Here is a 24256-nt window from a genome sequence, read left to right as displayed (position 1 = left end):
CCAACCGCTTTGATTATGTCGGACGACTTATTTCAGTCGCTCGGCCCATCTTGTGTCGCAAGAACGGAAAGGACGGCGCATTCCGCCGCGACGCGCACCTGCACCGCAGGGTGCCTCATCAGGTCCGCGCGTCATCCATGTTGCGACCGCGAAACTTCGCGGATAGCTGGCTTGCGTAACGGGCGCGGCCGTCTATAAAGTCGCCATCGTGCAGACCTAACTCCTTTACCGGAAAAGGACCATCCTTTGACCGATCCGTCTGCGACATTCGTCCTGTTTGGGGCCACCGGCGACCTTGCCCACCGGATGATTTTTCCGTCGCTCTACAATCTTCTGTCCGATGGCCTCCTGCCAGACGATTTCCTTGTCATCGCGTCCGGCCGCAGCGCCTTTAGCGATGAGGAATTTCGTGACGACGTGGATGAAGCGCTGCGCAAGTTCCTGCCCGCCGATCGCTATGACGCGGCCACGGCACAGCGACTGGGTGCCTTGATCTGTTACGAGGCGGTCGAGGCGGGCAATGCCGCACAGTTCGCCAATCTGGGCAAGCGGCTGGACGGGCGGCTGGATCGCAGCGTATCGGTCTATCTATCCACCCCGCCATCGCTGTTCGCGCCAACCGCGCAGGGTCTGGCCGATGCCGGCCTCATCACCCCCCTTACCCGCATCGCGATGGAAAAGCCGATCGGCAAGGATCTGGCCTCGTCGAGAGAGGTCAACGATTCCATCGATGCGCTGGTCGATGAAAGCCGCATCTTCCGCGTCGACCATTATCTGGGCAAGGAAACGGTGCAGAACCTGCTGGCGCTGCGCTTTGGCAATCTGCTGTTCGAGCCGCTGTGGAATGCCAGCGCTATCGATCATGTCCAGATCACGGTGGGCGAGACGGTGGGCCTTGAAGGCCGCGTATCCTATTATGACGGCGTGGGCGCGCTGCGCGACATGGTCCAGAACCACATGCTTCAGATCCTGTCGATCATCGCGATGGAACCGCCCGCCCGCATGGATTCGACCGCGGTTCGCGACGAGAAGGTCAAGGTCCTGCGTTCGCTCCGCCCGATGACGGCGGACATGGTCAAGGCCAACAGCGTGCGCGGCCAATATGGGCCGGGCGCGGTGCAAGGGCAGATCGTCGCCGGCTATGCCGACGAACTGGGCCAGCCTTCGGACACTGAAACATTCGTCGCGCTCAAGGCGCATATCGACAATTGGCGCTGGCAGGGCGTGCCCTTCTACCTGCGTACCGGCAAGCGCATGCCGACCCGCCAGTCCGAAATCCTGATCCAGTTCAAACCCGTGCGCCACAGCATATTCGGCCGCAACGGCAATCTCGATCCCAACACGCTCATTATCCGGCTGCAACCCGAAGAATATATCCGCCTGCTCATCATGACCAAGCGGCCGGGTCTGGAGCGGGAGGTGCATCTGGACGAGGTGACGCTGGACGTTTCACTGACCGCCGCCTTTGCCGGCCAGCGGCGGCGCATCGCCTATGAGCGGCTCATCCTCGACCTGCTGGAAGGCGACCCGACCCTGTTCGTCCGCCGCGACGAGGTGGAAGCGCAATGGGCGTGGATCGATTCGATCATCGACAGCTGGCAACAGGCCAATGTGAAGCCCGCAACCTATCCGTCGGGGAACTGGGGGCCGTCCTCAGCCATTGCGCTGATCGAACGGGACGGAGCGAGCTGGAATGACTGACCTTAACCCCGTGATCGCCAAGGTCACGGACCGCATCGTCAAGCGTAGCGCGCCGCGTCGCCGCCAATATCTCGACCTGATCGAGCGTGGCCGGGACGCGGGGACGAATCGCGACCAGCTATCCTGCGGCAACCTTGCCCATGGCTTTGCCGCCAGTGGCGAGGACAAACCGGCAATCCGCACCGGCGAGGCCATGAATATCGGCATCGTCACATCCTTTAATGACATGCTGTCGGCGCATCAGCCCTATGGCCGCTACCCCGAAGCGATCAAGATCGCTGCGCGCGAAGTGGGGGCGACGGCGCAGGTCGCGGGCGGCGTGCCCGCGATGTGCGACGGCGTAACCCAGGGACAGGCGGGCATGGACCTGTCGCTGTTCAGCCGCGATACGATCGCGCTTTCGACGGCCATCGCTCTGTCTCACGCGATGTTTGAAGGCACGCTGCTGCTCGGCATCTGCGACAAGATCGTGCCGGGCATGCTGATCGGCGCGCTGCGTTTCGGCCATCTGCCGACCATCCTCGTGCCCGGCGGGCCGATGCCATCAGGCCTCGCCAACAAGGAAAAGGTCCGCATCCGCCAGCTTTATGCGGAGGGCAAGGTCGGCACCGCCGAACTGCTGGAGGCCGAAAGCGCCAGCTATCATGGTGCTGGCACCTGTACCTTCTATGGTACGGCCAACAGCAATCAGATGATGATGGAGGTGATGGGCCTGCATATGCCCAATGCCGCCTTCATCAATCCGGGCACGAAGCTGCGTGGTGAACTGACTCGCGCGGCGGTGCATCGCGTAGCGTCTATCGGATGGGCGGGCAGCGATTACCGGCCGCTTGGCCATTGCGTCGATGAAAAAGCGATCGTCAACGCCATCATTGGCCTGATGGCGACCGGCGGCTCGACCAATCATGCGATCCATATTCCCGCCATTGCGCGCGCGGCGGGGATCAGTGTCGACTGGACCGATTTCGCCGAATTGTCCGATGTCATCCCGCTGCTCGCCCGCGTCTATCCCAACGGATCGGGTGACGTGAACAATTTTCAGGCGGCGGGCGGCATGGCATGGATCATCCGCGAATTGCTCGACAACGGCCTGCTCCACCGCGACATCATGACGGTCGCCCGTGCCGACCTGACCGATTATGGCAAGGAGCCGGTGCTGGAGGATGAGGCGCTGCAATGGCGCGATGTCCCTGCCCCGCGCGATCTGTCGATCCTGCGTCCGGTCACCGATCCCTTCAGTCCCGATGGCGGCATGCGCCTTTTGTCCGGCAATCTGGGCCGCTGCGTCATGAAGGTCAGCGCCGTCGATCCCGACCGCTGGACGATCGAGGCCGCCGCGCGCGTCTTTCATACCCAGGACGATGTGCTGCGCGCGTTCAAGGCGGGCGAACTGGAACGCGATGTCGTGGTCGTCGTCCGCTTTCAGGGACCGCGCGCCAACGGCATGCCCGAACTGCACAAGCTCACCCCCGCGCTCGGTGTCCTGCAAGATCGCGGCTTTCGCGTCGCGCTCGTCACCGATGGCCGCATGTCGGGCGCCAGTGGCAAGGTGCCAGCCGCCATCCATCTCTCGCCTGAAGCGCTGGGCGGCGGCCCGATCGGCAAGCTGCGCGACGGCGATATGGTGCGGGTTTGCGCGGACGCCGGCGTGATCGAGGCGCTGGTCGATGCGGCGGAGTGGGACGCGCGCACCATCGCCGACGCCCCGCCCCCGCCCCCGCCCTATGATACAGGCCGCGAACTCTTCGCCCTGTTCCGCCATCATAGCGATCTGGCCGAAGCGGGCGCTTCCCCCATTCTCGCCGCGATGGAAGCCGAGCTTTGACCCTATGACCGATATCATCGCCGCCGATATCGGCGGGACGAACGCCCGCTTCGCCCGCGCGTCGCTCGATGCGGCCGGTGTGCCGACGCTGGGCACCGTGCGCAAATATAAGGTCGCGGACTATCCGAGCCTGCAAGCCTGTTGGGCCGCTTTCGCGCGGGATGAAGGCGGCGACCTACCTACGGCCGCTTCCATCGCCTTCGCCACCGCGATCGGGCGCGACGTCATCAAGCTTACCAATAGCGCATGGGTCATCCGCCCGGAGTCGCTGGACGAGGAACTGGGCCTTCACCACCTTCGGCTCGTCAATGACTTCGAGGCTGTGGCCCATGCCGTGTCGCGCCTGCCGCTCGAAAATCTGCCGCTGCTGTTCGGGGAAGATCGCCCGCTGCCCAGCGACGGTGGCGTCACCATCGTCGGGCCGGGCACCGGGCTTGGCGTCGCGATGATCGCCTATGACGACGGGGTCCCCCATGTCGTCGCGACCGAAGGGGGGCATCTCGACTTCGCGCCGCTCGACCCGTTGGAAGAGAAAATCCTCGCCTATTTGCGCGACAAGTTCCTGCGCGTATCGACCGAGCGGATCGTATCGGGTCCGGGCCTTAACAATATCTACAAAGCGATGGCGACGATCGGCCACGACCGTGTGACGCTGATGGAGGATGCCGAACTGTGGCAGACGGCGCTGGATGGCAGCGATACTTTCGCCCGCGCCGCCTTTGAGCGCTTCTGCCTCTGCTTCGGATCGGTGGTCGGCGATCTGGCGCTGGCCCATGGTCCCCATACCGTCGTGCTGGCCGGGGGCCTGACCCAGCGGATGCGCGACCTTTTGCCCGGCAGCGGCTTCCACGCGCGCTTTTCGGCCAAGGGACGATTCGAAAGCCTGATGAAATCCGTGCCGATCCGCATCGCGCTGCATGATGAGATCGGCCTTTATGGCGCCGCCGCCGCCTTTCGGGAGAAGAAATAATGTCGCTCGATGTTCGGCAGGTGATGGAGCTGGCTCCGGTCATTCCGGTGCTGGTGATCGACCGGGTCGAGGATGCGATCCCCATTGCGCAGGCTCTGGTGAGGGGCGGCCTGCCCGCACTCGAAGTGACGATGCGCACGCCTGCCGCGCTGGAGGTGATGCGCGAAATGGCCCAGGTTAAGGGCGCCGTAGTGGGCGCAGGCACCGTCCTCAATCACGCGCAGCTCGATGCCGCGCTGGAGGCGGGCGCGCGCTTCATCGTCAGTCCCGGCCTTACCGAACCCTTGGGCAAGGCCGCGATCAGCGCCAATATTCCCTTCCTGCCGGGCACCGCGACCGCAGGCGACATCATGCGCGGCATGGACCTTGGCCTGTCCCACTTCAAATTCTTCCCGGCCGAGACATCGGGAGGTCTGCCCGCGCTCAAGGCGCTGGCCGCGCCGCTGCAATCCGCGCGCTTCTGCCCCACCGGCGGGATCACCGCGAAAAGCGCGCCCACATGGCTGGCCGAATCCTTCATCACCTGCATCGGCGGTAGCTGGGTGGTGCCCAAGGGGCCGGTCGATCCCGCCGCGATCGAGGCACTGGCGCGGCAGGCCGCCGCTCTCCCGCGCTGAACGACGCGCGGGTTCCGCCCATTGCGCCCGCGCCCGCGCCGTCCTAGATGCTCTGCCATGATCCTGCGCCGGCTGCTCCCCTCCCTCATCCTGCTGCTGTCCGGTTGCGCCGGCGCGCAAACGGCCTATCCCTCGCTCGCCAAACGGCCGATCGAGGATGCCCCGGTGGCGCAGCCTTCACCGCCGCCGCCACCTGCGCCCGCCGACCCTTCGCTCGCGGCGGACATCGCCCGTCTCGCGACGCAGGCCGATGCCGGTCGCAACGCCTTCGACAAAGCCTATCCCGCCGCCGAACGCGCGGTGCGGACGGCCAGCGGCGCACCCGTGTCGAGCGATGCGTGGGTCGCAGCCCAGACGGCAATCAGCGCCCTCGAAGCCGCGCGCAACGACAGCGTATCCGCTCTTGCCAGCCTCGATGTCCTCTATGTCGAGCGTAACAACGCCATTGCGGACGGCAAGGCACAGGGCGGAGCGGACGCCATCGACGCCGCCCGCGCCGGGGCGCTCGCGACGGTGGATGCGCAGAATGACCGGATCGACGCGCTCAAGGGCCGCCTGACTCCTGCCTGAAGATTCCGAAACTTAGCGGCGCGCCCGTAACTGGCGTACCAGTGATTCCGCCGCCAGCACATAGGCGGGGCCGCCGCATACCGTCCACGCCTGCGGAATGCGCAGACGCGGGATATGGCGCAGCAGCGGATGGTGCAGCATTTCCGTGCCCTGATCGGTCACCCGGTCGGTCGCGCTTTCCACGATGAGATAATCGGGCCGCGCGACCATCAATTCCTCCAGGCTCATCTGCGACAGCACCGGCTTGCCGAGCCTACCCGCCAGATTGACGAGGCCCACACGCCTCATCAATTCATCGATCAGTGTCCCCGTCCCGGTCAGGAATCCGCGCCGCTGGTAATAGGCCGCGACCTTGCCTTCCCCCGCCTTTGGCAGCGCCGTCAGCGCCCTGTCCATCCGCGCGACCAGCGCCTCGCCTCGCGCGACATGGCCGACCGCCGCCGCGACCGTGCGGATCTGCGCGACGATATCGGCATAGCTTTCGGCGCTTTCGAGCGGGACGGTGCGATAATTCTGTCCCGCCAGTGCCTCCATCATCAGGCCGCGCCGCGCGGGCGCGCCCACCACCAGATCGGGGCTGATCGCCATCACTTCCTCGGCGGCGCTCGACAAGATGTGGATGCGGCCAACCTTGTCCGCCGCCGCCGACAATTCCCGATTTGTCGCGTTCCGGGTCAGCCCTGCAATCTGCGCAGGGTCGGCAAGCGCAAGCAGATACTGGTCCGCGCACATGTTGAACGACACGATGCGCTGGGGCCGTGCCACGGGCCGGGCCGCCGACGCCATCACCCCCGCTCCGACCGGCAGCATGACAGCGATCAGGGCCAGATAGGCCGTGCGCGGGGATTTGAACCATGGCATAGAGCGCCATCCATAACGCCCCACAAGCGCGAGACAAGCGCAGCCGGGGCGATCGATCCACATGCGAGACGCCGTGCCGACCGCCCAACATCCCGTCCTTCGCCATCGCGCGCTGATCCCCGGTCTGATCCTGCTGATTCTGCTCGCGGCCGTCGCCTCGCTCTCGATCGGCGCGGCCACGATTGCGCCCACGCGCCTGATGGCGGTGCTGGCCGGTCATGGCGATCCGCTCGCGACGGCGATCCTCCTCGACCTGCGCCTGCCGCGTGTGCTGGTGGGCCTGATGGTCGGAGCGATGCTGGGTCTCGCTGGTGCGGCCCTGCAAGGCTATCTGCGCAATCCGCTGGCCGAACCGTCGGTGATCGGCGCGTCCAACGCGGCGGCTCTGGGTGCGGTGGGCGCGATCTATTTCGGCCTTGCCCAATGGAATCCGCTGATGCTACCCGCGCTCGCAATCGGCGCAGGCCTGCTCGCGCTCGTCCTGCTATTCACTCTGTCGGGCCATTCGGAAAGCCCGCTGACGCTGATCCTCGCGGGCATCGCGGTATCGACCATGGCGGGCGCCGGGATCAGCCTTGCGCTCAACCTCTCCTCCAATCCCTTCGCGGCGATGGAAATCACCACCTGGCTGCTCGGCTCGATCGAAAATCGATCGGTCGATCATGTCTGGATCGCCCTGCCCTGTATCGTCATTGGCGCCGCGCTGCTGCTGTTCGACGGGCGCGCACTCGATGCATTGTCGCTAGGCGAGGATGGCGCGCAAGCGCTGGGTGTCGATCTGCGGCGGACGCGGCTGCGCCTGCTGCTCGGCGTCGGCATCGGCGTGGGCGGCGCAGTCGCGGTGTCGGGATCGATCGGGTTCGTCGGGCTGATCGTGCCGCATCTGGTGCGGCCGTGGACGGACCGGAGTCCCTCGGCCGTTCTCCTTCCCTCGATGCTTGCGGGCGCGGTGCTGCTGACACTCGCCGACATAGCGGTGCGGCTCATCTCCACGCAGAATGAGCTAAAGCTCGGCGTGCTGACCGCTTTTCTCGGCGTGCCGGTCTTTCTCGTCCATCTGTTGCGGGAGCGGCGGCTATGGTGAGCGTGACATTCGACCGCCTCTCCGTCCGGCTGGGGCAGCGGGCGGTGGTGGATCAAGTCAGCGCGACCCTCGCGCCCGGATCGCTGGTCGGCATCATCGGCCCGAACGGCGCGGGCAAATCGATGCTGGTGCGGGCCATGCTGGGCCTCGTCCCTCCAAGCGAAGGATCGGCCCTGATCGATGGCCAGCCCGTGACCAGCATCGGCCGCCGCGTCGTCGCACGATCGATCGCCTATCTCCCGCAGGGCCAGACGCTGCACTGGCCGCTCTCGGTCGAGCGGCTCGTCGCACTTGGCCGTCTGCCGCATTTAGGTCCGATGTCGCATATCTCCGACACGGACCGGGAGCAGGTGGCGCAAGCGCTCGACCGTGCCGATGTCGGCCATCTGCGCGACCGGATCGCCACCGAATTGTCCGGTGGCGAGCGGGCGCGGGTCATGCTGGCGCGGGCGCTCGCCGTCGGCGCGCCGGGTCTGGTCGCCGACGAGCCACTCGCCGCGCTCGATCCGGGGCATCAGCTCGACGTCATGGAATTGCTCGCGCGCGAGGCGCGGGCCGGGGGGCTGGTGATCGCCGTGCTGCACGACCTCATGATGGCGGCTCGTTATTGCGACCGCCTGCTGTTGATGCGGGAAGGCCGCCTTATAGCGGATGGCGCGCCCGCAGAAGTACTGACGCCCGAAAATCTGGCGGCGGTTTATGGCATCAGGGCGCATATCGACCTCGCTCATGCCGCGCCGCTGGTCGTGCCGCTCGAAAGGATCGCCCCGCGTCCCGATTGACGCGGCGCGATGCTCGACTTATGGCCCACGGCGCGACAGGTTCCCCTTTACGGGGATGAAAATGGGAACGGGGTGATAATCCCCGGCTGCCCCTGCAACTGTAAGCGGCGAGCCATCGCGCATCATGCCATTGAGGTCGATCGATCTTGAGAAGGCGGCGCGAACCGGCATGGACCCGCGAGCCAGGAGACCTGCCGGTCGCGGTCGTCCTTCGTGCGGACAGGGTGTTCCGGGCGGACGGGGGTGAACCCGAGAGACGACATGGCCGGCCGCGCTTTGCGGGTCTGTCTGGCGCGTCCAAGCGCCGGGCACGTCCCGCATCGACGGCCCCGATGTCGTAGGGTGCCTGTTTGATGATCCTCATTTCCTGTCCATTCATCGTCGCGAAGGCGCGAGGATGCTGAAACCAGTCGAAGACGGCCCCGCCATCGTCGCCTGCAACACCTGCCGCCATTCGGCGGAGGCGAGAGAAGATGATGACGGCTCGCGTGGCGGTGCCCGCCTCGTCGCGGCGCTCCGCGACGCCAAGGCGTCTGACCCGCGCTATGCCGACATCGCCGTGCAGGAAATGCCCTGCCTGTTCGCCTGTAGCGATTTCTGCACGGTGCATCTGCGCGCGCCGGGCAAGGTCGGCTATGTGCTGGGGCGGTTCACGCCCGATGGCGAGGCCGCCCGCGCGATTCTGGATTATGCCGTCCATTATGCGGCGAGCGATCATGGCCGCGTGCCCTTCGCCAACTGGCCATCGGGGGTGAAGGGCCATTTCATCACCCGCACGCCGCCGCCGGGGTTTGTCGCGGAATGATCTTTTCCCATATCGCGGATTTCGAGGCCGCACTCCACGAAAGCATCGCACCAGACGAAGCCGCAATCGATCAGGCGCGCGAGCGGCAGGCGCAACTCACCAAGCCCGCCGGATCGCTCGGCCGACTGGAGGATATCGCGATCTTCTTCGCCGGATGGCAGGGTCGTGCTATCCCCCGCATCGATCGGGCGCGCGCCGTGATCTTCGCGGGCAATCATGGCGTGACCGCGCGGGGCGTCAGTGCCTTTCCCGCCGAAGTGACCGCGCAGATGGTGGGCAATTTCAGGGCGGGCGGCGCCGCCATCAACGCGCTGGCCGGCGCGGCCGGACTCGACCTCAGAATCGTCGCGCTCGATCTCGACCGGCCGACCGCCGACTTCACGATTGCCCCCGCGATGACGGAAGCGGAGTGCCTGACGGCGCTGTCGGCGGGCGCGGACAGTGTAGATAGCTCGCTCGACCTGCTCGTGCTCGGCGAAATGGGTATCGGCAATTCGACGGCGGCAGCAGCGTTATGCGCGCGCAGTCTGGGCGGCGATGGCGCTTTATGGGCCGGGCCGGGCACCGGCGTCGATGATGCCGGCATCGACCGCAAAATCGCCGTGGTCGACAGCGCCCTCGCCTTTCACAGTGACGCCCCGGCCACCGCATTCGAAACGCTCCGCCGGGTCGGCGGGCGCGAGATCGCTGCGATGGCGGGCGCGATTTTGCGCGCGCGCCAGTTGCGCGTGCCGGTGCTGCTCGACGGGTTCATCAGTTGCGCGGCCATCGCGCCGCTCGCAACGGCCGCCCCACAAATCACGGCGCATTGCCTGGCCGGTCATTGTTCGGCGGAGCCGGGCCACGAAGGATTGCTCAAAGCCTTGGGCCTCAATCCCCTGCTGCGGCTCGACATGCGGCTGGGTGAAGGCAGCGGCGCGGCCGTCGCCGCCAACATCGTCCATGCGGCGCTGGCGACGCACGCACAGATGGCGACCTTTGCGGAGGCCGCCGTTTCGGCAGCTTGAATGTCGGCGTTCCTCCTCCATCTCCTGCGGCACGGCGCGCCCGAGATTCCCGGCCGCATGATCGGCCACACCGATGTCGCATCGACTCCGGCGGGGATCGAGGCCTGTCGTGTTCGGGCGGGTCCTCTCGCTATCGACCATATCGTTAGTTCCGATCTCAGTCGTGCCGAACACGCCGCTTCAGCGATCGCGCGAGATCGCGCGCTTGCCGCCACCATCGATCCGCGCTGGCGCGAACTACATTTCGGCGACTGGGAGGGGCAATCCTCGCAGAATCTGGACGAGGCGGCGATCGGCGCATTCTGGGACGATCCCGACGCCAATCCGCCCCCCCAGGGCGAACGCTGGTCGGATTTGGTGAACCGGGTAGCGGCGGCTTTAGGCGACCTCGAACCGCAAAATACGCTCGTCGTCACCCATGGCGGGGCGATGCGCGCCACCCTTGCCATCCTTTGCGGCCTGAGCCAGCGCCAATGCTGGGCGTTCGACCTGCCCTATGCCGCCCTTCTGAGCCTCCGGGTGTGGCCCGGTGCGCCATCGACGGCGCAGATCGTGGCGCTGGTCTCATGAAATCATCCGGCAAGAGCTTTATCCTCGCACTGCAATTCCTGACCCGGCTGCCTGCACCTTCCGTCGCGGCCACGGATGCTGAATTTGCAGCCTCGATGCGCTGGTTCCCCTTCATCGGGCTGATCGTCGGCGCATTGGTGGCGGCAGGCGGCTGGGCTGGCGCCTTTATCGACGAGTGGACCGGCACGCTGGCCGCGCTCGCCCTGTGGGTCAGCGTGACGGGCGCGCTTCACCTCGACGGGCTATCCGATCTCGCCGATGCGCGTGGCGCGGCGCACAAGGATCGCGATCGCCTGCTTGCGGTGATGGCCGACCCGCATGTCGGCAGCTTTGGCGTGGTCGCCATCGCGTTGCAGTTGATCGCCAAGCTGGTTCTGCTCCACACCCTCGTCATCGGCCACGCATGGCTGGCGCTCGCGCTAATCCCATTTGCAGCGCGGATTGCCCCCCTCGTCTGGACGCGCTGGCTGCCACCGCTCCACGCCGGCCTCGCCTCGCGCTTTCGCGACGCCGTACGCCCCGTCGACATCGGCCTGTGGGCAGTGGCGCTGGCCGCCGCCGCATGGCGCAGCCCCTGCCTGCTGGCGACGCCGCTTTTGCTGTTCCTGTGGAGCCACTGGCTACGACGATCAATCGGCGGCATTTCTGGCGATGGCCACGGCGCGGGCATCGAACTGGTCGAGACGGGATTGCTCATCGCGACGGTTGTCGGGATGCGGCTGGCATGACGTCATGGACCTTTCACGGCGGCCGGCTGGATGACGCCAAAGCCCGCTTCTCGGCGACAGCCGAACCGTGGATCGACCTGTCCACTGGCATCAATCCCCACGCTTGGCCCGGTGCGGACGGCCTGCACATCGACTGGCGGCGGCTGCCTGAAGAACATGACCTGCGCGTACTGGAAGTTGCCGCCGCGCAGCATTTCGGCGTCGATCCCGCCCATGTCGCCGCCCTCCCCGGCACCGAGATCGGCCTGCGACTGCTCGGCCGCCTGTTGCCCGGCCCTGCGCGCTACGGCTGGCCAAGCTATCGCACCCATGCGGAGATGTTTTCCGGTGGCGAAGCGGACTTAGGCGGCACGCCCGCCGCTGGCGGCATCCTCTTACTCGCCAACCCGAACAATCCCGACGGCGCAGTGCACGATGAGGCGATAATGCTCGCACATCTCGACCGACTGGAGGCGGCGAACGGGTGGCTGGTGATCGACGAAGCCTTTGCTGACTCCAACCCTGACGTAAGCCTCGCTGCCCATGTGACTAACGATCGCCGACTGTTGCTGTTTCGATCCTTCGGCAAATTTTTCGGACTGGCGGGCCTTCGCCTCGGCTTCATCATCGGCCCGGTGCCGCTGCTTGCGCAGATGCGCGCGATCCTTGGCTCCTGGCCGGTTTCAGCGGCCGCCATCGCCATCGGCTCGGCCGCCTATCGCGATCATTGCTGGATCGACACGATGCGCGCTCGGTTGCGAACCGAAGCGGCGGCGCTCGACGCCCTGCTGGCGCGGTATGGCCTGACCGCTTGGGGCGAATGCCCGCTCTTCCGACTTGTCGAGACCGACGATGCGATGGCGCTCTTCGAAAAGCTGGCGGCCAGCGCGATCCTGACCCGTCCATTCGACTATGATCCCCGTTGGCTGCGCCTCGGCCTGCCGGGATCGAACGACGCATATGCCCGGCTGGATCGGGCGCTGTCCGATGGCTGAACCGATCGCCCTCGCCGCACTCGCGATCGAAGCCGCCTTCGGCTGGCCGGACGCGCTCTATCGCCGCGTCGGCCACCCGGTCGGCGCATTCGCGGCGGTTATTTCCCGGTGCGAATCGCGGTGGAACGGGTCGGACGCCGCATTCGCCGTCCGGCGCACGCTAGGCATCGTCACGATGCTTTTTCTCGTCCTGCTGACAGGCGGAATAGCCCTGGCCCTCCAGCGTTTCGCCTCCGCCATGCCCGGTCATTGGAGCTGGATCACCTGCGCGCTGCTCGCCGCGCCCGGCCTTGCGCAACGCAGTTTGTACGATCATGTCCGCGCCGTCGCACGAGCGCTCGGCGCGGGCGATCTCGGCCGGGCGCGCGACGCGGTCGCGATGATCGTCGGCCGCGACGTTGAGGGACTGGATGAGGCTGGCGTCGCCCGCGCCGCCATCGAAAGCCTCGCCGAAAGCTTCTGCGACGGCGTCACCGCGCCGCTCTTCTGGCTGCTGGTGGGCGGTCTGCCGGGTCTGTGGATCTACAAGGCGATCAATACCGCCGACAGCATGATCGGACATCGGGAGGAGCGTTGGCGCGCCTTCGGCTGGGCGGCCGCCCGCACCGACGACCTGCTCAATCTGGCCCCCGCGCGGCTGGGTGGCCCGCTTCTCTGTATGGTCGCGCCCGGCGGGTGGCGCGTGATGTGGCGCGACGCCCGCAACCATGCCTCGCCCAATGCCGGATGGACCGAGGCGGCGATAGCCGGGGCGCTCCATTTGCGGCTCGCCGGTCCCATCCGCTATGATGGCGTGATGCATGACAAGCCATGGATCGGCGACGGGCGCGATCAGGCAACGGCGCGGGACATCGACCGCGCCCTCGCCATCTATCTGCGCGCCTGCCTCGCTTTATGGCTGATCACGGGAGGCGTCGCATGGGCGCTCTGATGCTGCAGGGCACGGGATCGGATGTCGGTAAATCTGTGCTGGTCGCCGGCCTGTGCCGCGCGCTCGTCCGGCGCGGGCATGTCGTACGCCCGTTCAAGCCGCAAAATATGTCGAACAATGCCGCCGTCACGCAGGATGGCGGCGAAATCGGGCGGGCACAGGCCCTGCAAGCGATGGCCTGCGGCGTCCCCCCGCATACGGATATGAACCCGGTACTGCTCAAGCCGCAGGCCGACCGCACCTCGCAACTGATCGTCCATGGCAAGGTGCGCGGCACGCTCGGCTCGGGTAACTATCGTCAGGCGCGCGGCGCGCTGCTGGACGAGGTGATGGCCAGTTATCGCCGCCTGTCGCGCGCCTGCGATATCGTGGTGGTGGAAGGCGCCGGCTCCCCTGCGGAAATCAACCTGCGCTCGGGCGACATCGCCAATATGGGCTTTGCCCGCGCGGCGCAGGTGCCTGTGCTGCTGGTCGGCGACATCGATCGCGGCGGCGTGATCGCGGCGGTCGTCGGTACGAAAGCCGTGATCGATCCCGCCGACGCCGCAATGATCCGGGGCTTCATCATCAACAAGTTCCGGGGTGATCCGGCACTGTTCGAGGACGGCTATCAGCAGATCGAGTCGCTTTCGGGCTGGCGCGGCTTTGGCGTAGTTCCCTGGCTGGCGGCGACGGCGCGCCTGCCAAGTGAGGACGGGGTCGTGCTGGAACGGCGCACGGATCGCGGGACCGGCCGTGTGCTGATCGCCTGCCCGATCCTGCCGCGAATCTCCAATTTCGACGATCTCGATCCGCTGAAGCTCGAACCCGCCGTCGAACTGCTGATGGTGCCGCCCGGCCAGCCGATCCCCGCCGATGCGTCGCTCATCATCCTGCCGGGGTCCAAGGCGACGATCGCCGATCTCGCTGCGATTCGCGCGGAGGGTTGGGACATCGATATCCTCGCCCATCATCGCCGGGGCGGCATGATATTGGGGTTGTGCGGCGGCTATCAGATGCTCGGTCGTCGCATCGCCGACCCGCATGGGATAGAGGGAGCAGCCGCGGACGTCGTAGGGCTTGGGCTGCTCAATGTGGAAACGATCCTAACGCCCGTAAAAGCGCTCAAGCCCGTGCGCGGCCAAGCGCTCGGCGCGCCGTTCGACGGCTATGAAATGCATATGGGCGAAACCGTCGGAGCGGATACCGGCAAACCCTTCGCCCGGTTTGAGGATGGCCGCACCGATGGCGCGATCAGCGCTGACGGCTCGGTCATGGGCACCTATGTCCACGGCATCCTCGCGGATCCGGCCCAGCGGGCGGCGCTGCTCGCCAAGGTTGGCGCACGCGGCGATGGCGTGGATTATCACGCCTCGGTCGATCGGGCGCTGGACGAAATCGCCATCGCGATCGAGAAGCATATTGACGTCGACGCCCTCATCGCCCTGTCCCAAGAGGCGCACCGCCCATGACAAGCCGATCGCTTCTCATCCTTGGCGGCGCGCGATCGGGCAAGAGCCGCCATGCGCAGGCGCGCGCGGAAGCGCTGGCGGGAGACCTGATTTTTGTCGCCACGGCGCACGCCTTCGACGATGAAATGACCGATCGGATCGCCTTGCATCAGGCCGATCGCGGCCCGCGCTGGTCGACGGTGGAGGCTCCCGTCGATCTGGCGGGCGCGATCGACCGTCATGGCCGCGGGACGAACATATTGCTGATCGACTGTCTGACACTGTGGACCAGCAATCTGCTGCTGGCCGATCGGGACATCGCCGCCGCAACGGAACAACTCGTGCTCGCGATCGCCCGCGCGCCAGGGCCGATTATCCTCGTCGCCAATGAAGTGGGATTGGGGATCGTACCGGACAATGCGCTGGCCCGGCGGTTCCGCGACGAAGCCGGGCGGGTCAATCAGGCGCTAGCGGCGGCGGTGGACGAAGTGCTGTTCGTCGCCGCCGGCCTGCCGTTACGGCTGAAATAATCAGGCCGGCGTTTCGACCAGTTCGACCACCTCGAACGCATAGCCGGTCCATCCCCGCATCCGCGCCGCCTCTTCCATCGCGGCCCGCTTGCCCTTCGCCTCGGCCAGCGAGCGGCTATGGCCCCAGAAAACCTCGGTCCGGCCATTTTCCAGTTGCGCGACGATCCGCCAATAATGGGTGAACGGGTCGCGCGTCGGCCCGATCATCTTCACATAGCCATCAGCCATGGTGGCCGTCAGATATCGCCGCTTTTTCGCCATGTCGCCCGTTTCGCCGCCCCGCTGGAATCATGTGCCCGCTGCGCCCATATAGGCTGCCGAAGGAGGAACCCATGACCGAATATCGCAAGACTGCCGAAGCGCTCGACAGGCTGACCCCCGAACAATTTTACGTGACCCAGAAAAGCGGCACCGAACGTCCCGGCACCGGCGCGCTGCTCGCCAACAAGGAACCGGGTATCTATGTCGATATCGTGTCGGGCGAACCCCTGTTCGCCAGCGCGGACAAATATGAATCCGGCTGCGGCTGGCCCAGCTTCACCAAGCCGATCGAACCGGCCAATGTCAGCCATCTGCGCGACGCCTCGCTGGGCATGGTCCGCACCGAAGTGCGATCGGCGCATGGCGACAGCCACCTTGGCCATGTGTTCGAAGACGGCCCGCGCGATCGCGGGGGCCTCCGCTACTGCATCAACTCGGCATCGCTGCGCTTCGTCCATCGTGACGAGATGACGGCGCAGGGCTATGGGGACTATCTGCCCCAGGTCGAAGATATCGCCTAAATTGGGGCCGCTGCGCGCGGCCCCCGAATTTTTAGCGCGATGCGAACTGCCGCGCCTTGGCCGTCACGGCCCAGCGTTGCGTCATCGCGCCAGGCGCGCCTTCACGGACGAAGCATTTGCCCCGCTGCGCCTGCACCGAATGGCACAGGCTTACAGCGTCGGCGCGACTGGAAAAGCCGCTGACCGCGAGCCGAAGGAAGGGTTTGCCCTTGACCGTCACCTGGCTGGTCAGCACCGGGAAAGCCGCCAGCATGCCATTGACGCGCGCCATGCTCGTCCACCGTTCCTTCGCGATCGCCGCCGAATCATACGCGCCAAGCTGGACAACCCAGTTACTGGCGTTACCAGAGGCTGGCTTGACCAGCGCAACCTGCTGCATCCTGGCGGCAGGAGCAGCCATAGCCACGCGGGGAGCAACAGCCTTGGCGTGAACGGCTTTGGACCTGGCGCTGCGGCCTTCCATCACGAAGCCGGGCCAGGTCGTGGCGACCGCTGCCGAGCGAACCGGCTGTTGCGATGCCTGAATAACGGGTGCGGGGGCAGCCGTCTCAATGATGGGGGATGCGGCAGGGGCCGGTACGGGATCGACCGCCGCAATCTGTTGTCCGGGGTCCGCGAACGTCCCGTCCGATGAAGCAGGCGCGGCGCTGGCCGACCCGGCATCCGCCAAAGCGCTGGCAGGAGCCGTAGGCGCAAGCGCGAGCGCCGTGGGCAGGCCCGTGTCCGCCGGATTGATCGTGATGCCCATCAGAGTAGCCACACGCTGCGGCGCGAGCGCGGGATCGGCCATCATCGCCCATTGCGCGACTCGCTGATTGGCGGCCAGCGGCTCCATATCCTCGCCGGCCAGCACCCTTGCGTCTTTCCAGCGACCGGCCAGAGCATAGGCATAGGCGAGATTCTGGCGCGTGCGCGCGTTGGCGGACGGATCGTGGATCGCACCGGACAATATCCTCACGCCTTCAGCGGTGTCGCCCGCCATGGCGATGGCGAGGCCGTAATCGGCGGCTGGCACCGTGTCCATATGGGCGGCGAGCAGCGCACGGGCCGCGTCATTGCGGCCCTGACCCACCTGCACCAGCGCCAGGCTGACAATCGTGCGCGGATCGCTGTTACCCAGAGTCATCGCGTCGGTCAGCGCGGTTTCAGCAGAAGCGAAGCGACCGTTGGCGACATAGGCGCGCCCCAATATCTGTCGATAGTCGGCATTGCCCGGCGCGGCCCGTACTGCGGCTTCCGCTGCCTCGATGGCTCCAGCCGAGTCGCGCGCGGCCAAAGCCTTCTGCGCCTTCGCGGCGAGTTTCGCGGCGTCCTTTTCCGGCGTGGTTGCTACCGCCGTGCGTCGGAACGCCGCGCCGCTGCACCCGACCATGGTCGTCGCGACGAGCAGCGATGCGATCATCGCCTTTCCAAATGTCGTGCGCTTCATGTTGATATCCACCCTTCGTTCAGACACCCGCGTCCACGCGGCAGTTGCTGGGCCATCCGGTCGATCGTCAGCGATGCTAATGCCGAAACGCGCACGCAAATCTCCCAGGAGAAATCCCGTTCCAGCTTGCAATGCCATGATCGCACCTAAAAAATGGTTAACCGCGTCGGGACTGGCCGAACTTGGCGCGCGGCAGGGTTAACTGCGTGTCAACCCGACTATTCTTATGATAATCCGGCCGGGACGATCGCGCGCGAAGCACGATAGACAGGCGGGAGCATGTGCGAATGAAGCTGTATTGGGGGATGTTGGCCGCGACCGTGGCGCTCGGACTGACCGGGCCGGCGCTGGCGGACGTCAAGACGGGCGTCGATGCATGGCAGCAGGGCGATTACGGTAAGGCCGTCGCCGAATGGGGTCCCTTGGCACAGCAGGGCGATGCCGACGCTCAATTCAATCTGGGTCAGGCCTATAAGCTCGGCCGGGGCGTCCAGACCGATCTCTCCGCCGCACTCGACTGGTATAGAAAGGCCGCCGCTCAGGGCCATGTGCGCGCCGAGGATAATCTGGGCCTGTTGATGTTCCAGCAGGGCGACCGCGCCAATGCGATGCCCTATCTTCAGCGTTCTTCCAGCCGGGGCGATGCGCGCGCGCAATATATCGTCGGCACCGCCCTGTTCAACGGCGATCTGGCCGCCAAGGATTGGGTTCGCGGCTATGCGCTGATGACGCGCGCTGCCGCTTCCGGCCTGCCGCAGGCGACCACCAGCCTGCAACAGATGGACAAATATATTCCCGAGGATCAACGCAAGCAGGGGCTGGCGCTCGCCGCCACGCTGGGGCAGCAGGCCACCCGTACCGCAGCCGCTCCGCCGCCGCCCGCTCCTGTCGCCCGCCCCGACCAATCATCGATCCGCTCGACCCAATTGCCGCCCTCGACCATCGGTCAGCCCCCGGTCACACCAGCGCGCCCCACGCAGGTCGCCACCGTCAAGCCAAAGCCCGCCCTGCCGACGCCCCGTACCACCCATACTGCTGCCGCCGCTATCGCCGCACCGGCTGGCGGATCGGGCTGGCGCGTTCAGCTTGGCGCATTCGGGGAGGATGGGCGCGCCCGCGCGCTATGGGCCAGCCTGACCGGCAAGGTGCGCGGTCTTTCCTCCTATCAACCCTATCTGGTAAAAAGCGGCGCGGTCACGCGGCTTCAGGCCGGCCCGCTGGGCAGCAGCGCCGAAGCGGCCAAGCTATGCGGTTCGATCAAGGCGGCCGGATCGGATTGCATGCCCAAGAAAATGTGATCGCCGGGCGGCTCCCCCTGCAACAAAACCATCCCTATATGACGCATGGGCCTTTTTCGAGGGAGCCAAGGCATGACGCGGGAGAATGAAGCCAGCCTCGTCGCACTGACGACCACGCTACTGGGCGAGGCGGAGGGACGGTCCGCGCTCGACGCGCTGGCCATCGATCCGCGCCTGCTGGCCGAGCGCACCCCCACCGTGTCACGCGCCGTCTTTGCGATGGCGATGAATGTCGCGCTGTTCCACGATCTGTTGCGCCGGACGCCAAGCGGAGCCGCCTATGTCGCCGACGCCCTGCGGCGCGGGCGGAGAATGACGTTCGACCATGGCGCGTTGCGCACTATCCGCCTGCCAGAAGGTCCCACCGGGCAGGTTCCGCCGGGCGAGGACGCCTTCACCCGCATCTTCCGGCCCCTCGGCTATGAAATGGCGGCCGTCTATCCGCTTGATCGCCTGCGGATGACCGGCCGCGCCTATCGGCACGCGGATTTGCCCGAAGCCATCCCGCAATTTTTCCTGAGCGAACTGCATGTGGATCGCTTCGATCCCGAATGTATCGATGCGGCAGCCCGAGTGTTTGGCACGACCCGCGATCCCCTGACCGAAGAGGCAAAAGCCGTGCTGAACAGGTTCGCGGCAGGCGAAAGCATCGGTATGGACGACGCCGCACGCGCGCTCCCCTCCATCGTCGCCGCATTCGACCGGCATCACGCGCCACCGGCCACTGAGGATTATGAGTTGCTCCTGTCCCGGTCCAGCGAAGCCGCGTGGATCGCCACCGAAGGCAATGCCTTCAATCACGCGACCGACCGGGTGGACGATGTGGCCGCATTGGCCGATCGCCTGAAAACAGACGGCGCGCCGATCAAGGACAGGCTGGAAATCTCCGCAAGCGGGCGCGTTCGCCAGACCGCCTTGCGCGCCGACAGCGTCGAGCGGGAGTTTGCCTACGGTGAGCGCCGTCGCGTGCCCGGCTCCTTCTTCGAATTTATCAGCCGCGACATCGACCCCGCGACCGGCCGGATCGACCTGGCTTTCGACACCGGCAACGCGACCGGCATCTTCGCCATGACATCGTCTTCATGATCGGCGCGGCGGACTTAAAGGCTTGATAGGCATAAGCGTGTAGGGCAACGCATCCGCTCTGCATGCAGGAGGCTTGTTCTTGAATATCGTTCCCGTGCCCTCCTGGGTGCTCACGCTGGTATGCGCCGATCGCGTCGGCATCGTCGCGGCGGTCAGCCGTTTTCTCGCCGACCGGGGCGGGTTCATCACCGACAGCCAGCAATATGCGGATCGCGCCGCCGGGCTGTTCTTCATGCGCGTCGCCTTCGAACAAACATCTGCGCAGGCGACAAGCGGCACCGAACAATTGCGCTCGGATTTCGCCGCGATCGGCGATTCGTTCGCGATGGACTGGCGCCTCACCCCCGCCGATGAGAAGCCCCGGATGCTGATCGCCGTGTCCAAGGGATCGCATTGCCTCGCCGACCTGCTCCATCGCTGGCAAACGGGGACGCTGGCCGTGGACATTATGGGCGTCGCGTCCAACCATCCCGACATGCGCCGGATCACCGAATGGCATGGCATTCCCTATCATGAACTGCCCCCCAATGGCGACAAACCGGCGCAGGAGGCCGCGCTGCTCGATCTGTTCGCCCGCACGCGATCGGAATATCTGATCCTCGCCCGGTATATGCAGGTGCTGTCGGAAGAGCTGGTGACGCAACTTGCCGGACGCTGCGTGAACATTCACCACAGCTTCCTGCCCGGCTTCAAGGGCGCACGTCCCTATCATCGCGCCCACGAACGCGGCGTCAAACTGATCGGCGCGACCGCCCATTTCGTGACCGCCGACCTCGACGAAGGACCGATCATCGAACAGGCGGTCGAGCGCGTCGATCACCGCGCCACAGCGGACGACATGATCCGCATCGGCCGCGACATCGAATCGCAGGTGCTGGCGCGCGCCGTCGGCTGGATCGCCGACCGGCGCGTATTGCTGAACGGCGGCAAGACCGTGGTTTTCAGCTAGGCTAAAGCCCCAGCCGCGACCAGAAATCATCGGGCGCAAGCGCCGCGCCGCCATGTACACGCTCCCGGCGCGACCATGACGGATGCGGAACCGGCAGCGACGCTGCCGTCAGGCTGTGCTGGCGCTTGCGGGACAAAAGGGTCTTGCGGGTCATCGTCTTCTCCTTCTCAAGGGAACACGGAACCTTGCGTCGTCGCTTCGGAAACGTGCGCTTTAGCCGTTGGTGACGCGGAGCAAGCTGACATCCTTCAAAAGCCGCGGAGTTTTTACGCTCGCCGGTATATCTACCGATATAGTTGAAATTGGAAAGATAGGTTTTCTTGGCCCCGGTTCATGCCGGCTTGGGACCGTCTCCGCCCGATCACATCAGGGTTGTGAGAGACGGGCCGCGTGTCTAGCGTGGTGGCGCTCAAGCAAGAGCGACCACTGGATGCCTGTTGCCAGGAGGATATATGCGCGGAGATGGACCTGTTTTCGGATTGGGCAGCGGAGCGACGGTCTCGACGATCGCGCCCCGTGACCTCGCCCGGTTTCTGGAGGCTAACGGATTTGAATCCCTCTGGTATGGCGAACATTCCCATGTGCCCACGGGCCAGAAGTCGCTTCGCCCGCAATATCGCGAAACCCCCAGGGAATATCAGGATCTGTTCGATCCGCTGATCGCGCTGACGAGCGCGGCGGAAGCGACGACGACGCTCAAGATCGGCACATCCGTTATCCTGCTGCCCGAACATCATCCCATCCGACTGGCCAAGATGCTGGCGACGCTCGATCATCTTTCAAATGGCCGTCTTATCGTGGGCGCCGGGGCCGGATGGAGCGCGGAGGAAATGGCGGATTATGGCGTTGCCTTCGAGGATCGCTGGAAGGTGGTGCGTGAAACCGTTCTGGCGATGCGAGAGATATGGACCAACGAAGTCGCCGAATTTTCGGGCGACTTCGTCAAGTTCGAACCGATGTGGTCTGGTCCCCGGCCCGCGCGACCCGGCGGCCCGCCGATATTGATGGGGGCATGGAACAAGTTCGCCTTGCCGCGCATCGCCGATTATTGCGACGGTTGGGTTCCGGTCGATCAGGGGGATAAGATGGCCGACCTGATGACCGATCTGCGCGAGCAAATGGCCCGCGCGGGCCGGTCCTTCGACGATCTCGACCACACCGTCGTCATGGACCCGCTATCCCAATTCTCGATTCCCGAAAATGCGGGTCAGCGGATCGAAGAACTTCACGCCATGGGATTTCACCGGATCTTGTTCACATTCCTCCAAGACAGCGTCGAAGGACAGTGGCGAAATCTGGAAAATCTGATGCAAATCATCAAGCCGTTTCAGTGATCGGGCGAGCGGCTTCCCGTCGCGGTTCAACGTAATCGGGCAGCATGCCAGTGCAGATGATCCGCCATGAACGTCGATATGAAATAATAGCTGTGATCGTAACCGGCGCGCAGGTTGAGAGTCAGCGGTATGCCTGCATCGTCGCACGCCGCGCGCAGCAGTTCGGGCCGTAATTCGCGCTCAAGGAAGGAATCGGCCTCGCCCTGATCCACCAGCAGGGCGGATACGCGCGCGCCGTCCTCGATCAAGGCGACGGCGTCATGTTTGCGCCAGACGGTCCTGTCCTCGCCCAGATAGCACCCGAACGCCTTCTCGCCCCACGGAACACGCGACGGGGCGACGATCGGCGCGAAAGCGGAGACGGCCCGGAATCTATCAGGGAATGACAGACCGATGGTCAGCGCGCCATGGCCACCCATGCTGTGTCCCATGATAGACTGGCGCGCCATGTCCGCAGGAAATGCATCCGCGATCAACGCCGGCAATTCCTGCGTCACATAGGACCACATGCGATAATGGCGCGCATAAGGCGCCTGCGTCGCATCAACATAGAAGCCGGCGCCCAGCCCGAAGTCCCACGCGCCTTCAGGATCGTCGGCAACCTGATCGCCACGCGGCGATGTGTCCGGCGCGACGAAGATCAGGCCAAGCTCGGCGCAGGCGGCGCGAAACTCGCCCTTGTCGGTGACATTGGCATGGGTGCAGGTCAGCCCAGACAAATACCAGACCACCGGCAACCGAGCGCCCGGTTCATGAGGCGGCACGAAAACCGAAAATGTCATGTCCGTGCCAGTCTGTGCCGAGGCATGGCGATAGACGCCCTGCACACCGCCAAAGGCACGGTTTTCCGAAAGAACTTCCATCAAAAAACGACGACGCTGCGGATGCTTTCCCCGGCATGCATCAGATCGAAGCCCCTGTTGATCTCCTCCAGGCTCAGAACATGGGTGATCATCGGATCAATCTCGATCTTGCCGTTCATATACCAGTCGACGATCTTGGGCACGTCGGTCCGCCCCTTCGCGCCGCCAAAGGCGCTGCCCTGCCAGACGCGGCCGGTCACGAGCTGGAAGGGACGCGTGCTGATTTCCTTGCCCGCCTCCGCCACACCAATGACGGTGGAGACACCCCAGCCGCGATGGCAGGCTTCCAGCGCCTGCCGCATGACGGTGGTGTTGCCGGTGCAATCGAACGTGTAGTCCGCGCCGCCATCGGTCAGCGCCACCAGATGCTGCACGATATCGCCGTCGATCGTCGTCGGGTTGACGAAATGCGTCATGCCGAAACGACGCCCCCATTCCTCACGCGCGGGATTGATATCGACGCCGATGATCCTGTCCGCGCCCACCATTCGAGCGGCCTGAAGCACGTTGAGACCGATGCCGCCCAGACCGAAGACGATGACGTTGCTGCCGGGCGTCACCTTGGCTGTCTTGACCACTGCGCCCACGCCGGTGGTAACGCCACAGCCGATATAACAGCTCTTGTCGAACGGCGCGTCTTCGCGGATTTTCGCGACCGCAATTTCCGGCAGCACGGTGAAGTTCGAAAAGGTCGAACAGCCCATATAATGATAGATCGTGCGCCCCTTATAGCTGAACCGCGACGTGCCATCGGGCATCAGCCCCTGCCCCTGCGTCGCGCGGATCGCGGTGCACAAATTGGTCTTGCCCGAAAGGCAGCTTTTGCACTGGCGGCATTCAGGCGTGTAGAGCGGAATGACATGATCGCCCGGCTTGACCGAGGTGACGCCTGCACCGACCTCGCGCACGATTCCCGCGCCTTCATGGCCGAGAATCGAGGGGAATATGCCTTCGCTATCGAATCCGTCCAGCGTGTACGCGTCGGTATGGCAGATGCCCGTCGCCATGATCTCGACCAGAACCTCGCCTGCGCGCGGGCCATCCAGATCCAGTTCGACGATTTCGAGTGGCTTTTTCGCTTCGAAGGCGACAGCGGCGCGGGTCTTCACAAGCAGGACGCTCCTTCCTGA

Annotated in this window: 26 protein-coding genes and 1 riboswitch; of the genes, 20 read left to right on the top strand and 6 right to left on the bottom strand. The window is 65.4% G+C overall.

Features of this window, described 5'->3' with window-relative positions:
- The first annotated feature begins 246 nt into the window (after positions 1-246).
- The 5 genes from zwf to ACODSN_RS01165 are packed head-to-tail and all read left to right on the top strand — an operon-like array spanning position 247 to position 5683.
- Entirely contained in the window at positions 247-1701 is a 1455-nt protein-coding gene (gene zwf / locus ACODSN_RS01185; RefSeq protein WP_489052467.1) for a glucose-6-phosphate dehydrogenase, read from the top strand.
- Complete coding sequence (edd, locus tag ACODSN_RS01180; RefSeq protein WP_489052466.1) at positions 1694-3526, top strand: phosphogluconate dehydratase; 1833 nt, start codon at positions 1694-1696, stop codon at positions 3524-3526. Before zwf ends, edd begins: the two co-directional genes overlap by 8 nt.
- Before the next feature lie 4 nt (positions 3527-3530).
- On the top strand, positions 3531-4496 hold the full coding sequence (gene glk, locus ACODSN_RS01175; RefSeq protein ID WP_489052465.1) for a glucokinase: 966 nt from the start codon (positions 3531-3533) through the stop codon (positions 4494-4496).
- The gene (eda, locus tag ACODSN_RS01170) at positions 4496-5113 is read left to right on the top strand and encodes a bifunctional 4-hydroxy-2-oxoglutarate aldolase/2-dehydro-3-deoxy-phosphogluconate aldolase (RefSeq protein WP_489052464.1); all 618 of its coding nucleotides are present in this window, start codon (positions 4496-4498) and stop codon (positions 5111-5113) included. Before glk ends, eda begins: the two co-directional genes overlap by 1 nt.
- A 57-nt stretch (positions 5114-5170) precedes the next feature.
- Positions 5171-5683 carry a hypothetical protein gene (locus tag ACODSN_RS01165; protein ID WP_489052462.1) on the top strand — a complete coding sequence of 171 codons (513 nt, stop codon included), beginning with the start codon at positions 5171-5173 and terminating at the stop codon, positions 5681-5683.
- A gap of 12 nt (positions 5684-5695) precedes the next feature.
- Here ACODSN_RS01165 and ACODSN_RS01160 read toward each other — a convergent pair whose 3' ends face one another.
- Complete coding sequence (locus tag ACODSN_RS01160; protein WP_489052461.1) at positions 5696-6544, bottom strand: ABC transporter substrate-binding protein; 849 nt, start codon at positions 6542-6544, stop codon at positions 5696-5698.
- A gap of 61 nt (positions 6545-6605) precedes the next feature.
- On the opposite strand from ACODSN_RS01160, the gene ACODSN_RS01155 reads away from it, so the two are divergent.
- From ACODSN_RS01155 to cobU, 10 genes are all read left to right on the top strand, one after another.
- Positions 6606-7628, top strand: a complete 1023-nt coding sequence (locus ACODSN_RS01155) for a FecCD family ABC transporter permease (protein WP_489052459.1) — start codon at positions 6606-6608, stop codon at positions 7626-7628.
- Positions 7622-8410, top strand: a complete 789-nt coding sequence (locus ACODSN_RS01150; RefSeq protein ID WP_489052457.1) for an ABC transporter ATP-binding protein — start codon at positions 7622-7624, stop codon at positions 8408-8410. Before ACODSN_RS01155 ends, ACODSN_RS01150 begins: the two co-directional genes overlap by 7 nt.
- Before the next feature lie 20 nt (positions 8411-8430).
- Positions 8431-8623, top strand: a riboswitch (cobalamin riboswitch).
- Positions 8624-8807: 184 nt separating this feature from the next.
- A complete protein-coding gene (locus tag ACODSN_RS01145; protein ID WP_489052456.1) occupies positions 8808-9215 on the top strand; it encodes a DUF1636 domain-containing protein in 408 nt (135 codons plus the stop codon).
- A complete protein-coding gene (gene cobT, locus ACODSN_RS01140; RefSeq protein ID WP_489052454.1) occupies positions 9212-10222 on the top strand; it encodes a nicotinate-nucleotide--dimethylbenzimidazole phosphoribosyltransferase in 1011 nt (336 codons plus the stop codon). The genes ACODSN_RS01145 and cobT overlap by 4 nt, the downstream gene beginning before the upstream one ends.
- Positions 10223-10792 carry a histidine phosphatase family protein gene (locus ACODSN_RS01135; protein WP_489052452.1) on the top strand — a complete coding sequence of 190 codons (570 nt, stop codon included), beginning with the start codon at positions 10223-10225 and terminating at the stop codon, positions 10790-10792. It begins immediately after the preceding gene.
- Entirely contained in the window at positions 10789-11520 is a 732-nt protein-coding gene (locus ACODSN_RS01130) for an adenosylcobinamide-GDP ribazoletransferase (protein ID WP_489052451.1), read from the top strand. The genes ACODSN_RS01135 and ACODSN_RS01130 overlap by 4 nt, the downstream gene beginning before the upstream one ends.
- Complete coding sequence (locus tag ACODSN_RS01125) at positions 11517-12494, top strand: aminotransferase class I/II-fold pyridoxal phosphate-dependent enzyme (protein WP_489052449.1); 978 nt, start codon at positions 11517-11519, stop codon at positions 12492-12494. The genes ACODSN_RS01130 and ACODSN_RS01125 overlap by 4 nt, the downstream gene beginning before the upstream one ends.
- Complete coding sequence (cbiB, locus tag ACODSN_RS01120; protein WP_489052447.1) at positions 12487-13425, top strand: adenosylcobinamide-phosphate synthase CbiB; 939 nt, start codon at positions 12487-12489, stop codon at positions 13423-13425. Before ACODSN_RS01125 ends, cbiB begins: the two co-directional genes overlap by 8 nt.
- Entirely contained in the window at positions 13413-14876 is a 1464-nt protein-coding gene (locus ACODSN_RS01115; protein ID WP_489052446.1) for a cobyric acid synthase, read from the top strand. Before cbiB ends, ACODSN_RS01115 begins: the two co-directional genes overlap by 13 nt.
- Positions 14873-15385, top strand: coding sequence for a bifunctional adenosylcobinamide kinase/adenosylcobinamide-phosphate guanylyltransferase (gene cobU, locus ACODSN_RS01110; protein ID WP_489052444.1), 513 nt, complete (start codon positions 14873-14875; stop codon positions 15383-15385). The genes ACODSN_RS01115 and cobU overlap by 4 nt, the downstream gene beginning before the upstream one ends.
- Here cobU and ACODSN_RS01105 read toward each other — a convergent pair whose 3' ends face one another.
- The gene (locus ACODSN_RS01105; RefSeq protein WP_489052443.1) at positions 15386-15646 is read right to left on the bottom strand and encodes a hypothetical protein; all 261 of its coding nucleotides are present in this window, start codon (positions 15644-15646) and stop codon (positions 15386-15388) included. It lies immediately after the preceding gene.
- 71 nt (positions 15647-15717) lie between these two features.
- On the opposite strand from ACODSN_RS01105, the gene msrB reads away from it, so the two are divergent.
- The gene (msrB, locus tag ACODSN_RS01100; protein WP_489052441.1) at positions 15718-16167 is read left to right on the top strand and encodes a peptide-methionine (R)-S-oxide reductase MsrB; all 450 of its coding nucleotides are present in this window, start codon (positions 15718-15720) and stop codon (positions 16165-16167) included.
- A 31-nt stretch (positions 16168-16198) separates the two neighbouring features.
- Here the strand turns inward: msrB and ACODSN_RS01095 are convergent, their stop codons facing one another.
- A complete protein-coding gene (locus ACODSN_RS01095) occupies positions 16199-17596 on the bottom strand; it encodes an SPOR domain-containing protein (protein WP_489052440.1) in 1398 nt (465 codons plus the stop codon).
- A 287-nt stretch (positions 17597-17883) separates the two neighbouring features.
- On the opposite strand from ACODSN_RS01095, the gene ACODSN_RS01090 reads away from it, so the two are divergent.
- From ACODSN_RS01090 to purU, 3 genes are all read left to right on the top strand, one after another.
- Positions 17884-18894, top strand: coding sequence for an SPOR domain-containing protein (locus ACODSN_RS01090; RefSeq protein WP_489052439.1), 1011 nt, complete (start codon positions 17884-17886; stop codon positions 18892-18894).
- A gap of 72 nt (positions 18895-18966) precedes the next feature.
- A complete protein-coding gene (locus ACODSN_RS01085; protein WP_489052437.1) occupies positions 18967-19980 on the top strand; it encodes a 2-oxoadipate dioxygenase/decarboxylase family protein in 1014 nt (337 codons plus the stop codon).
- Between the two features lie 106 nt (positions 19981-20086).
- A complete protein-coding gene (gene purU / locus ACODSN_RS01080) occupies positions 20087-20929 on the top strand; it encodes a formyltetrahydrofolate deformylase (RefSeq protein ID WP_489052617.1) in 843 nt (280 codons plus the stop codon).
- Between the two features lies 1 nt (position 20930).
- On the opposite strand, the gene ACODSN_RS01075 is transcribed toward purU, so the two are convergent.
- Positions 20931-21083 (bottom strand): hypothetical protein, encoded by a 153-nt coding sequence (locus ACODSN_RS01075; protein ID WP_489052435.1) that lies wholly within the window; start codon positions 21081-21083, stop codon positions 20931-20933.
- A 298-nt stretch (positions 21084-21381) separates the two neighbouring features.
- Here ACODSN_RS01075 and ACODSN_RS01070 point away from each other — a divergent pair, with 298 nt between their 5' ends.
- Positions 21382-22263: a TIGR03619 family F420-dependent LLM class oxidoreductase gene (locus tag ACODSN_RS01070; protein WP_489052433.1), complete on the top strand. Its 882-nt coding sequence runs from the start codon at positions 21382-21384 to the stop codon at positions 22261-22263.
- A 26-nt stretch (positions 22264-22289) separates the two neighbouring features.
- Here ACODSN_RS01070 and fghA read toward each other — a convergent pair whose 3' ends face one another.
- Together fghA and ACODSN_RS01060 are read right to left on the bottom strand one after the other, a co-directional pair.
- Positions 22290-23126: an S-formylglutathione hydrolase gene (gene fghA / locus ACODSN_RS01065; protein ID WP_489052432.1), complete on the bottom strand. Its 837-nt coding sequence runs from the start codon at positions 23124-23126 to the stop codon at positions 22290-22292.
- The gene (locus ACODSN_RS01060; protein ID WP_489052430.1) at positions 23126-24235 is read right to left on the bottom strand and encodes an S-(hydroxymethyl)glutathione dehydrogenase/class III alcohol dehydrogenase; all 1110 of its coding nucleotides are present in this window, start codon (positions 24233-24235) and stop codon (positions 23126-23128) included. The genes fghA and ACODSN_RS01060 overlap by 1 nt, the downstream gene beginning before the upstream one ends.
- Positions 24236-24256 lie beyond the last annotated feature (21 nt).

This window comes from Sphingobium sp. FG11, assembly GCF_057809915.1.
Note: the sequence above shows the minus strand (reverse complement) of the source record. Positions and strands in the feature narration are given on the sequence as shown.

Bases quoted from the DNA above. Each gene is read 5' to 3' on its own strand.
- cobT (WP_489052454.1), top strand. From the start codon at position 9,212: ATGATCTTTTCCCATATCGCGGATTTCGAGGCCGCACTCCACGAAAGC.
- msrB (WP_489052441.1), top strand. From the start codon at position 15,718: ATGACCGAATATCGCAAGACTGCCGAAGCGCTCGACAGGCTGACCCCC.
- ACODSN_RS01095 (WP_489052440.1), bottom strand. From the start codon at position 17,596: ATGAAGCGCACGACATTTGGAAAGGCGATGATCGCATCGCTGCTCGTC.
- ACODSN_RS01075 (WP_489052435.1), bottom strand. From the start codon at position 21,083: ATGACCCGCAAGACCCTTTTGTCCCGCAAGCGCCAGCACAGCCTGACG.
- ACODSN_RS01125 (WP_489052449.1), top strand. From the start codon at position 11,517: ATGACGTCATGGACCTTTCACGGCGGCCGGCTGGATGACGCCAAAGCC.
- ACODSN_RS01085 (WP_489052437.1), top strand. From the start codon at position 18,967: ATGACGCGGGAGAATGAAGCCAGCCTCGTCGCACTGACGACCACGCTA.
- ACODSN_RS01115 (WP_489052446.1), top strand. From the start codon at position 13,413: ATGGGCGCTCTGATGCTGCAGGGCACGGGATCGGATGTCGGTAAATCT.
- ACODSN_RS01150 (WP_489052457.1), top strand. From the start codon at position 7,622: ATGGTGAGCGTGACATTCGACCGCCTCTCCGTCCGGCTGGGGCAGCGG.
- ACODSN_RS01135 (WP_489052452.1), top strand. From the start codon at position 10,223: ATGTCGGCGTTCCTCCTCCATCTCCTGCGGCACGGCGCGCCCGAGATT.
- edd (WP_489052466.1), top strand. From the start codon at position 1,694: ATGACTGACCTTAACCCCGTGATCGCCAAGGTCACGGACCGCATCGTC.
- ACODSN_RS01145 (WP_489052456.1), top strand. From the start codon at position 8,808: ATGCTGAAACCAGTCGAAGACGGCCCCGCCATCGTCGCCTGCAACACC.
- fghA (WP_489052432.1), bottom strand. From the start codon at position 23,126: ATGGAAGTTCTTTCGGAAAACCGTGCCTTTGGCGGTGTGCAGGGCGTC.
- ACODSN_RS01130 (WP_489052451.1), top strand. From the start codon at position 10,789: ATGAAATCATCCGGCAAGAGCTTTATCCTCGCACTGCAATTCCTGACC.
- ACODSN_RS01105 (WP_489052443.1), bottom strand. From the start codon at position 15,646: ATGGCGAAAAAGCGGCGATATCTGACGGCCACCATGGCTGATGGCTAT.
- ACODSN_RS01090 (WP_489052439.1), top strand. From the start codon at position 17,884: ATGAAGCTGTATTGGGGGATGTTGGCCGCGACCGTGGCGCTCGGACTG.
- cbiB (WP_489052447.1), top strand. From the start codon at position 12,487: ATGGCTGAACCGATCGCCCTCGCCGCACTCGCGATCGAAGCCGCCTTC.
- cobU (WP_489052444.1), top strand. From the start codon at position 14,873: ATGACAAGCCGATCGCTTCTCATCCTTGGCGGCGCGCGATCGGGCAAG.
- ACODSN_RS01155 (WP_489052459.1), top strand. From the start codon at position 6,606: ATGCGAGACGCCGTGCCGACCGCCCAACATCCCGTCCTTCGCCATCGC.
- eda (WP_489052464.1), top strand. From the start codon at position 4,496: ATGTCGCTCGATGTTCGGCAGGTGATGGAGCTGGCTCCGGTCATTCCG.
- glk (WP_489052465.1), top strand. From the start codon at position 3,531: ATGACCGATATCATCGCCGCCGATATCGGCGGGACGAACGCCCGCTTC.
- ACODSN_RS01165 (WP_489052462.1), top strand. From the start codon at position 5,171: ATGATCCTGCGCCGGCTGCTCCCCTCCCTCATCCTGCTGCTGTCCGGT.
- ACODSN_RS01160 (WP_489052461.1), bottom strand. From the start codon at position 6,544: ATGCCATGGTTCAAATCCCCGCGCACGGCCTATCTGGCCCTGATCGCT.
- ACODSN_RS01070 (WP_489052433.1), top strand. From the start codon at position 21,382: ATGCGCGGAGATGGACCTGTTTTCGGATTGGGCAGCGGAGCGACGGTC.